Below are 7,602 nucleotides of genomic sequence, written 5' to 3' on the forward strand. Positions count from 1 at the left end.
GGGCGCGCTGTGACCAGCCCGTTGACCCGGGCAGGGTGATCCCGGCGCCGAGCATCAACAACGGGATGAACCCGCTGCCGGCCGATCAGCTGCCGGCGCCCCCGGCGCCCACCAGTGACCCGCTCAGCAGGCCGGGGTCGGACACGGTCCAGTGCAGCGGGCAACAACCCAACCCGTGCAGCTACACTCCGGCTTCGGGCCCTGCGGCCATTTACAGCCCACAGAGCGGCGAGGTGATAGCGCCCGACGGCTCGAAGTACACCGTCACGAATTCGACCAACACCGGCGACGCCGGATGGAAGGAAATGCTCGCACCGGCAGGCCAGCAACCGCCGTAGTGTTGCGGCATGCGCATCAGGCTGGGCCGTCCCGTCATCACGGACTTCGCCGACCGGTTCGATGTGCCCGCCGCCGAAGCCGGCGATCCGTTGACCGTCACCTGGCTGGGCGTCGCGACGTTGCTCATCGACGACGGCGGCTCGGCGCTGATGACCGACGGCTTCTTCTCCCGCCCGAACCTGCTGACCGTCGGGCTGAGCAGGCTGGCGCCGTCGCTGGAGCGAGTCATCGGCTGCCTCGAGCGCGCACGCATCAGCCGGCTGGACGCCGTGATGCCCGTCCACACGCACTACGACCATGCGCTGGACTCCGCCGTGGTGGCCGCGCGAACGGGCGCGAAGCTGATCGGCGGCGAGTCGGCCGCGAACATCGGCCGGGGACACGAGCTGCCCGAGGACCAGATCGTCGTCGCGACATCCGGCGAGGCGATCACCCTGGGCGCCTACGAGGTGACGCTGATCGAGTCCAAACACAGCCCGCCCGACCGGTATCCCGGCGTGATCACCGAACCGCTGGCCCCGCCGGCGAAGGTGACGGAGTACAAGTGCGGCGAAGCCTGGTCGACGCTGGTGCACCACCGGCCGACGGACCGGCGCCTGCTGATACAGGGCAGCGCAGGCTTCGTTGCCGGTGCGCTGTCGGGGCAGCGCGCCGACGCGGTGTATCTCGGTGTGGGTCAGCTCGGGCTGCTGCCCGAGCAGTACATGGCCGACTACTGGACCGAAACCGTGCGCGCCGTCGGCGCCCGGCGCGTGATCCTGATCCACTGGGATGACTTCTTCCGGCCCCTGACCGAGCCGCTGCGGGCGCTGCCGTACGCCGCCGACGACCTCGACACGACGGTGCGGGTGCTGAGCCGGCTGGCGGCCGAGGATGACGTCGCGCTGCACATGCCGTCCGCCTGGCAACCCGAAAACCCCTGGCGGTGAGGGGCACAACCGGGCCGGAAGGGCTGGTCGCCTGAGCGAGGCGGTGGCGGAGGCGTGCTCCGTCGTCCTGTTGATAGCGGTGCTGGCGTGGGCGGTGATCCGGCCGTTCGGCTGGCCGGAGGCGGTGATCGCCGTGCCGGCCGCTGTTGTCGCGGTGCTGTTCGGGGCGATCTCGGTCACCGACGCGGGCAACGAGTTGTCCGAACTGGCGCCGGTGGTGGGCTTTTTGGCGGCGGTGCTGGTGCTCGCCCAGTTGTGCGCCCACGAGGGCCTGTTCGACTGGTGCGGCGTGTGGATGGCCCGGGTCGCGTCCGGTCGGCCCGACCGGTTGCTGCTCGCGGTGTTCGCGGTGGCCTCGGTGGTGACCGCGGTGTTCAGCCTGGACGCGACGGTCGTGCTGTTGACACCGGTGGTGTTCGTCACCGCCGCGCGCCTCGGGGCCCGGGCACGCCCGCATGTCTATGCCTGCACCCACCTCTCCAACACCGCGTCGTTGCTGCTGCCGGTGTCGAACCTGACGAACCTGTTGGCGCTGCGCGCAGTCGGGTTGAGTTTCGTGCGGTTCGCGGGGTTGATGGCGCTGCCCTGGGTCGCGGCGATCGCCGTCGAGTACATCGTTTTCCGGCGTTACTTCGCCGCCGACCTGTCGGCCGCAACGACCGCGCCCGCTGCGGAGCCCGCGGCGCCGCCATGGTTCGCGATCGCGACGGTGGCCGCCACACTGGCCGGGTTCGTCATCACCTCGGCGGCCGGCGTCAACCCGGCCTGGGCGGCCGCCGCCGGCGCGCTGGTGCTGGCGCTGCACGCATTGTCGCGGACGCGGCTGTCCCGCCCGCGGGGGCGGGGGACCGTCGCCGGAATCGTCGCGGCGGCCGATCTGCCCTTCCTGGCGTTCGTGCTGGCGCTGGCCGTCGTGGTGCGCGCGGTGATCGACAACGGCCTCGACTCCGCGCTGCGCGAATGGGTGCCGCACAGCACGAGCCTGACCGGCTTGCTGGCGATCGCGGCCGTCGCGGCGGTGCTCGCCAACGTGATCAACAACCTTCCAGCGGTGCTGGTCCTGCTGCCGCTCACCGCCACGGCCGGGCCGCCGGCCGTGTTGGCGGTGCTGATCGGGGTCAACATCGGCCCGAACCTGAGCTATGCGGGCTCGCTGGCCACGCTGCTGTGGCGGCGGATCCTCCGCCAGCACAACCACGGGGCCCGCCTTGCCGACTTCACCCTCCTCGGCCTACTCACCGCGCCTGCCGCACTGGCGGCCGCCGTGGTGGCATTGTGGGTATCGCTGCACGTGCTGGGAGGCATTGCCTTATGACGGTGGTCGCCTGGATCGTCGAAGGCACGTGGCCTGCCTGTGTCGACGCCGTCCGCCGGTACGCCCCCGCCGACGCCGACATCGTGCTGCTGCACGTGACCGATCCCGACGTCGCCGACGCCGCCCGCGGCGCCTACGCGGGACTGCTCGGACGCCGCCACTCGCACCGCGATCCGGGCCGTCAGGTCGAAAGCCTCGCCTGCGCCGCGGCGGAGCAGTTGCTCGACGAGGCCGCAGCCCGACTGGGGCGCCGATGCACCCGGGTCGAACGGACAGGACGCACGGAGCGTGAGGTCGTCGCGGCCGCCGACGGCGCCGAGCTGCTGGTCCTGGCACGCGACGGCGACATGAGCCACCTCGGGCCGCGGAGCCTCGGGCACGCCAGCAGGTTCATCGTCGACCACGCCCCGTGCCGGCTGCTGCTGGTCTGGCCCGGCCCGCCGCCCGCGGTCGACACGCTGCCGCCGCATCCGTAGCGTGCCCCGGTCAGCTTCGCCGTTGGCGGGAGACCTCGGCCAGCACCACACCGGCCGCGACCGACGCGTTGAGCGATTCGGCGGGTCCCGCCATCGGAATCGATACGATCGCATCGGCGTTTTCGCGGACAAGCCGAGACAGGCCCTTGCCCTCGGACCCGACGACGATCACCAGATCGTCGGTGCCGTCCAGTTCGTCGAGCGTCGTCTCGCCGCCGGCGTCCAGGCCGATCACCCGCAGTCCTCTGCCGGCCCAATCTCTCAGTGTCCGGTTGAGATTCGTGGCGCGGGCGACGGGCAACCTGGCCGCCGCGCCTGCGCTCGTGCGCCACGCGACCGCCGACACCGACGCGCTGCGCCGCTGTGGGATCAGCACACCGTGGCCGCCGAACGCGGCGACCGAGCGGACGATCGCACCGAGGTTACGCGGGTCGGAGATATTGTCCAGCGCCACGATCAGGACCGGTTCGGTGTGTTCACGCGCCGCGGCGAGCAGGTCGTCGGGATGGGCGTATTCGTACGGCGGTACCTGCAGCGCGATGCCCTGATGCAGCCCGTTGGCGCTGATGCGGTCAAGGTCAGCTCTGGGCACCTCCAGGATCGGAATGCCCGAATCGGCTGCGCGGGTTACTGATTCGGTCAGCCGCTCGTCCGCCTCCGCACCGAGCGCGACGTACAGAGCAGTGGCCGGCACGCCGGCACGCAGACATTCGAGCACCGGATTGCGGCCCAAGACGACTTCGGCGTCGTCGGCCCTCCTGGCTGGGCGGCGCGATTGTTGTTTGGCCGCAGCACGTTTGGCCGCCGGATGGTTTGGACGCAGGTGCGCCGGCGGGGTCGCCCCACGGCCCTGAAGCCCCCGCCTGCGGACACCACCCGAGCCGACCGTCGGGCCCTTCTTGGTGCCGGGCTTGCGCACCGCACCCCGGCGCCGGGAGTTTCCGGCCATCTATTTGCTTTCCCCGTCCAGCAGTGACCACTGTGGGCCGTCCGCGGTGTCGGTGACCTCGATGCCGGCCTTTTTCAACCGGTCCCGGATCGTGTCGGCCTGCGCCCAGTCGCGGTGCTCGCGCGCCTCCTGGCGGCGCTCCAACTCGGCGTGCACGAGCACGTCGACGGCCGCCAACGCCGCCGATGTCCGCTCCCGCGAATCCCAGTGCTCGTCGAGGGGGTCGCAACCCAAAATGCCCATCATCGCGCGGATTTCGCTCGCCCGAGCCAGCGCGGTCTCGTGGTCGCCCGATTCCAGGGCCCGGTTGCCCTCCGCGCGTGCGGCGTGCACCTCGGCCAGCGCGATCGGCACGGCGAGGTCGTCGTCGAGCGCGGCCCCGAACCGCGGTGTCCAGATGCCGGGGACCACCGCGCCGACCCTGTTGCGGACACGGTGCAGAAACTCCTCGATGCCGATGTAGGCCTTGACCGCGTCCTGCAGCGCGGTCTCCGAGAACTCCAGCATCGACCGGTAGTGGGCGCTGCCGAGGTAGTAGCGCAGCTCGGCGGGGCGTACCCGTTGCAGCACCGCCGGGATCGACAACACGTTGCCCAGCGACTTGCTCATCTTCTCGCCGCCCATCGTGACCCAGCCGTTGTGCAGCCAGTAGCGCGCGAACGGGTCGCCGGCGGCGCGGGCCTGCGCAATCTCGTTCTCGTGATGGGGGAAAACCAAATCCATTCCGCCGGCATGAATGTCGAATTCCGAGCCGAGGTACTCGTGTGCCATCGCGACGCATTCGGAATGCCAGCCCGGCCGCCCCCGCCCCCACGGCGTCGGCCATGACGGCTCGCCGGGCTTGGCGCCCTTCCACAGCGTGAAATCGCGCTGGTCGCGTTTGCCCGCGCCGACACCCTCGCCCTGGTGAACGTCGTCGATCTTGTGGCCGGACAAATTGCCGTACTCGGCGAAGCTCAGCACGTCGAAGTAGACGTCGCCGGCACCGGTGTAGGCGTGACCGGTGTCGATCAGCCGCTGGATCAGCTCGACGATCTGGGTGATGTGGCCGGTGGCGCGTGGTTCGGCCGACGGCGGCAGCACACCGAGCGCGTCGTAGGCGGCCGAGAACGCGCGCTCGTGGGTGGCAGCCCATTCCCACCACGGCCTGCCCGCGTCGGCCGCCCTGTTGAGGATCTTGTCGTCGATGTCGGTCACGTTGCGGATGAACGCGACGTCGAAGCCGCGCGCCAGCAGCCACCGGCGCAAAACGTCGAACGCCACGCCACTGCGGACATGCCCGATGTGCGGCAGGCCCTGCACAGTGGCGCCGCACAAGTAGATCGACACCCGGCCGGGCCGCAACGGGACGAAATCGCGCACGGCACCGGCGTAGGTGTCGTAGAGCCGCAGCTGGGCGCGATCGGTCACGACGTGCCAGCTTACCGGCCTATTCGAGGCTGCCCACCAATGCCGTCGCGATGGCGGCCAATCCCTCGCCGCGACCGGTAAGCCCGAGTCCGTCGGTGGTGGTGGCCGAAACCGAGACCGGGGCGCCGAGCGCCTCCGAGAGCACGTTCTGGGCCTCCGCCCGCCGCGGCCCCACCCTGGGGCGGTTGCCGACCACCTGCACCGCCGCGTTCACGACGGTGTAGCCCTGTCCGGCCAGCAGGCCGCGCACGTGCGCCAGCATGTCGCGACCGCTCACGTTTTCCCAGCGCGGATCGCCGACGCCGAACACCGCACCGACATCGCCGAGGCCGGCCGCGGACAGGACCGCGTCGCAGAGGGCATGCGCGGCGACGTCGCCGTCGGAATGACCGGCGCAGCCGTCGGCGTCGTCGAACAACAGCCCGACGAGCCAGCAGGGTCTGCCGGGCTCGATCGGGTGCACGTCGGTGCCCAGCCCCACCCGCAGACCCGTCATGCGTTGCTCCGCAGCACCGCTTCGGCCAGCAGCAGGTCAAGAGCGGTGGTGATCTTGAACGCCAGCGGATCCCCGGCCACGACGTGGACCGCAGCACCGATGTGCTCGACCGTCGAGGCGTCGTCGGTGACGGGCAGATCGCCGGCCCGTGCGTAGGCCTCCCGCAGCAGCGGCGCCTGGAATCCCTGCGGCGTTTGCACGGCCCGCAGGCCGGCGCGCTCGGGCGTGCCGATCACGACGCCGCCGGCGTCCACCGCCTTGATCGTGTCGGACACGGGCAGCACCGGGATCACGGCGGGTAGACCGGCGCGGAGCGCGTCGACCACGCGCACTATCACGCTCGCGGGGGTGAGTGCGCGCGCCGCGTCGTGGACGAGCAGCCAGTCCGCGTCGTCGACCGCGTCGAGCGCCAGCCGAACGGACTCGGCGCGGTTCACACCGCCGGCCACGATGGTGGAGAGGTCGCCCACCAGCAGCTTCGCGTCGCCGATCTTGGTCGCCGTGACGGCCACAACGACACGATCGACAACTCCGGAATCGAGGAGGCCGGCCACCGTCCGTTGCAGCATCGTGCGTCCGCCGATGTCAACGAACGCTTTCGGCTTACCGGCGCCCAGCCGCTCGCCGGACCCCGCGGCCGGGACGACCGCGACCGTGCGCGTCACCGGTCAGGACGCGGCGGCCAAAACCTCGTCGAGGATGGTCGCCGCCTTGGCGTCGTCGGTGTTCTCGGCCAGCGCCAGCTCGCCGACCAGGATCTGCCGGGCCTTGGCCAGCATCCGCTTCTCGCCGGCCGACAGCCCCCGCTCCTGGTCGCGGCGCCACAGGTCGCGAACCACCTCGGCGACCTTGTTCACGTCGCCGGAGGCAAGTTTCTCCAGGTTGGCCTTGTACCGGCGCGACCAGTTGGTCGGCTCCTCGGTGTGCGGCGCGCGCAGCACCTGGAAGACCTTGTCCAGACCCTCCTGGCCGACCACGTCGCGCACACCGACATACTCGGCGTTTTCTGCGGGTACTCGAACTGTCAGGTCACCCTGGGCAACCTTCAAGACGAGGTATTCTTTCTGCTCGCCTTTGATGGTCCGGGTTTCGATCGCTTCGATCAACGCAGCACCGTGGTGTGGATAGACAACGGTGTCTCCGACCTTAAAAATCATCTGATTCGAGCCCCTTTCGCCATCCCATGCTAGCACGGCCGGCTGACACGCGTTGATCAACGGTGCAGGTCAGGGGCACCGCGGGTGAAGAATGGGGGTTGACACGGTGACGAAATCGTGCTTCGGCCACACGATCCGGCGCCGCCGCAGGTAGCCGCTCGGCGGCCTCGCCGGAGTCTCGCGGGCCGGTCGTGCGGATCTCCTGCGCGGCCCAATCGCCCGAGGCCGCTTCGCTCCCGGGGCCCGGACCCACTACTGTGCATAGTCGGATACTGGCGGCCCACCGCCCGGCCGATCGCCAGTCCAGCAGGAGAGAATCTCGTGAACCGCTTCAAGACACGCGCCGCGGCCGCCAGCGGACTGGCCGTCCTGAGCATCTTTGCCGCCGCAACCCTGACCGGCTGCAGCTCCGGGCAGATATCCCAGACCGCGTCTCAGGAGTCCGCGGTCGACGGCAGCAGCACGAACATCGGCCAGATCGCACTGCGTGACGTCAGGATCCAGGCGGACCAGACCGGCGACGCGGTGCAG

8 protein-coding genes and 2 pseudogenes are annotated in these 7,602 nt (G+C 70.4%); 5 read left to right on the forward strand and 5 right to left on the reverse strand.

Annotation, left to right across the window (positions count from 1 at the left end; translation table 11 throughout):
* The 4 genes and pseudogenes from VKG81_RS17085 to VKG81_RS17100 form a co-directional block, all read left to right on the forward strand.
* A pseudogene (locus tag VKG81_RS17085) lies at positions 1–338 on the forward strand (MCE family protein); the annotation flags it as partial.
* Between the two features lie 9 nt (positions 339–347).
* Entirely contained in the window at positions 348–1,268 is a 921-nt protein-coding gene (locus VKG81_RS17090) for an MBL fold metallo-hydrolase (RefSeq protein WP_324397742.1), read from the forward strand.
* Between the two features lie 43 nt (positions 1,269–1,311).
* Positions 1,312–2,583, forward strand: a complete 1,272-nt coding sequence (locus tag VKG81_RS17095) for an SLC13 family permease (RefSeq protein ID WP_324397743.1) — start codon at positions 1,312–1,314, stop codon at positions 2,581–2,583.
* Complete coding sequence (locus tag VKG81_RS17100) at positions 2,580–3,059, forward strand: universal stress protein (protein ID WP_324397744.1); 480 nt, start codon at positions 2,580–2,582, stop codon at positions 3,057–3,059. The genes VKG81_RS17095 and VKG81_RS17100 overlap by 4 nt, the downstream gene beginning before the upstream one ends.
* Before the next feature lie 10 nt (positions 3,060–3,069).
* Here VKG81_RS17100 and rlmB read toward each other — a convergent pair whose 3' ends face one another.
* Genes rlmB through carD form a run of 5 tightly spaced genes read right to left on the reverse strand, consistent with a single transcriptional unit; the run spans position 3,070 to position 7,071 of the window.
* Positions 3,070–4,008, reverse strand: a complete 939-nt coding sequence (gene rlmB, locus VKG81_RS17105; RefSeq protein ID WP_324397745.1) for a 23S rRNA (guanosine(2251)-2'-O)-methyltransferase RlmB — start codon at positions 4,006–4,008, stop codon at positions 3,070–3,072.
* Positions 4,009–5,418, reverse strand: coding sequence for a cysteine--tRNA ligase (gene cysS / locus VKG81_RS17110; protein WP_324397746.1), 1,410 nt, complete (start codon positions 5,416–5,418; stop codon positions 4,009–4,011). It lies immediately after the preceding gene.
* 19 nt (positions 5,419–5,437) lie between these two features.
* On the reverse strand, positions 5,438–5,914 hold the full coding sequence (gene ispF / locus VKG81_RS17115) for a 2-C-methyl-D-erythritol 2,4-cyclodiphosphate synthase (protein ID WP_324397747.1): 477 nt from the start codon (positions 5,912–5,914) through the stop codon (positions 5,438–5,440).
* Positions 5,911–6,579, reverse strand: coding sequence for a 2-C-methyl-D-erythritol 4-phosphate cytidylyltransferase (gene ispD, locus VKG81_RS17120; RefSeq protein ID WP_324397748.1), 669 nt, complete (start codon positions 6,577–6,579; stop codon positions 5,911–5,913). The genes ispF and ispD overlap by 4 nt, the downstream gene beginning before the upstream one ends.
* Positions 6,580–6,582: 3 nt before the next feature.
* Positions 6,583–7,071, reverse strand: a complete 489-nt coding sequence (gene carD, locus VKG81_RS17125) for an RNA polymerase-binding transcription factor CarD (protein ID WP_020100886.1) — start codon at positions 7,069–7,071, stop codon at positions 6,583–6,585.
* A 321-nt stretch (positions 7,072–7,392) separates the two neighbouring features.
* On the opposite strand from carD, the pseudogene VKG81_RS17130 reads away from it, so the two are divergent.
* Positions 7,393–7,602, forward strand: a pseudogene (locus tag VKG81_RS17130) (hypothetical protein); the annotation flags it as partial.

The sequence above is a fragment of the Mycobacterium sp. genome (genome assembly GCF_035314905.1).
Lineage (GTDB): Bacteria > Actinomycetota > Actinomycetes > Mycobacteriales > Mycobacteriaceae > Mycobacterium.

What these genes read in the sequence shown, in the direction of transcription:
- VKG81_RS17090 (WP_324397742.1), top strand. Translation starts at nt 348, where the DNA reads ATGCGCATCAGGCTGGGCCGTCCCGTCATCACGGACTTCGCCGACCGG.
- VKG81_RS17100 (WP_324397744.1), top strand. Translation starts at nt 2,580, where the DNA reads ATGACGGTGGTCGCCTGGATCGTCGAAGGCACGTGGCCTGCCTGTGTC.
- rlmB (WP_324397745.1), bottom strand. Translation starts at nt 4,008, where the DNA reads ATGGCCGGAAACTCCCGGCGCCGGGGTGCGGTGCGCAAGCCCGGCACC.
- ispF (WP_324397747.1), bottom strand. Translation starts at nt 5,914, where the DNA reads ATGACGGGTCTGCGGGTGGGGCTGGGCACCGACGTGCACCCGATCGAG.
- carD (WP_020100886.1), bottom strand. Translation starts at nt 7,071, where the DNA reads ATGATTTTTAAGGTCGGAGACACCGTTGTCTATCCACACCACGGTGCT.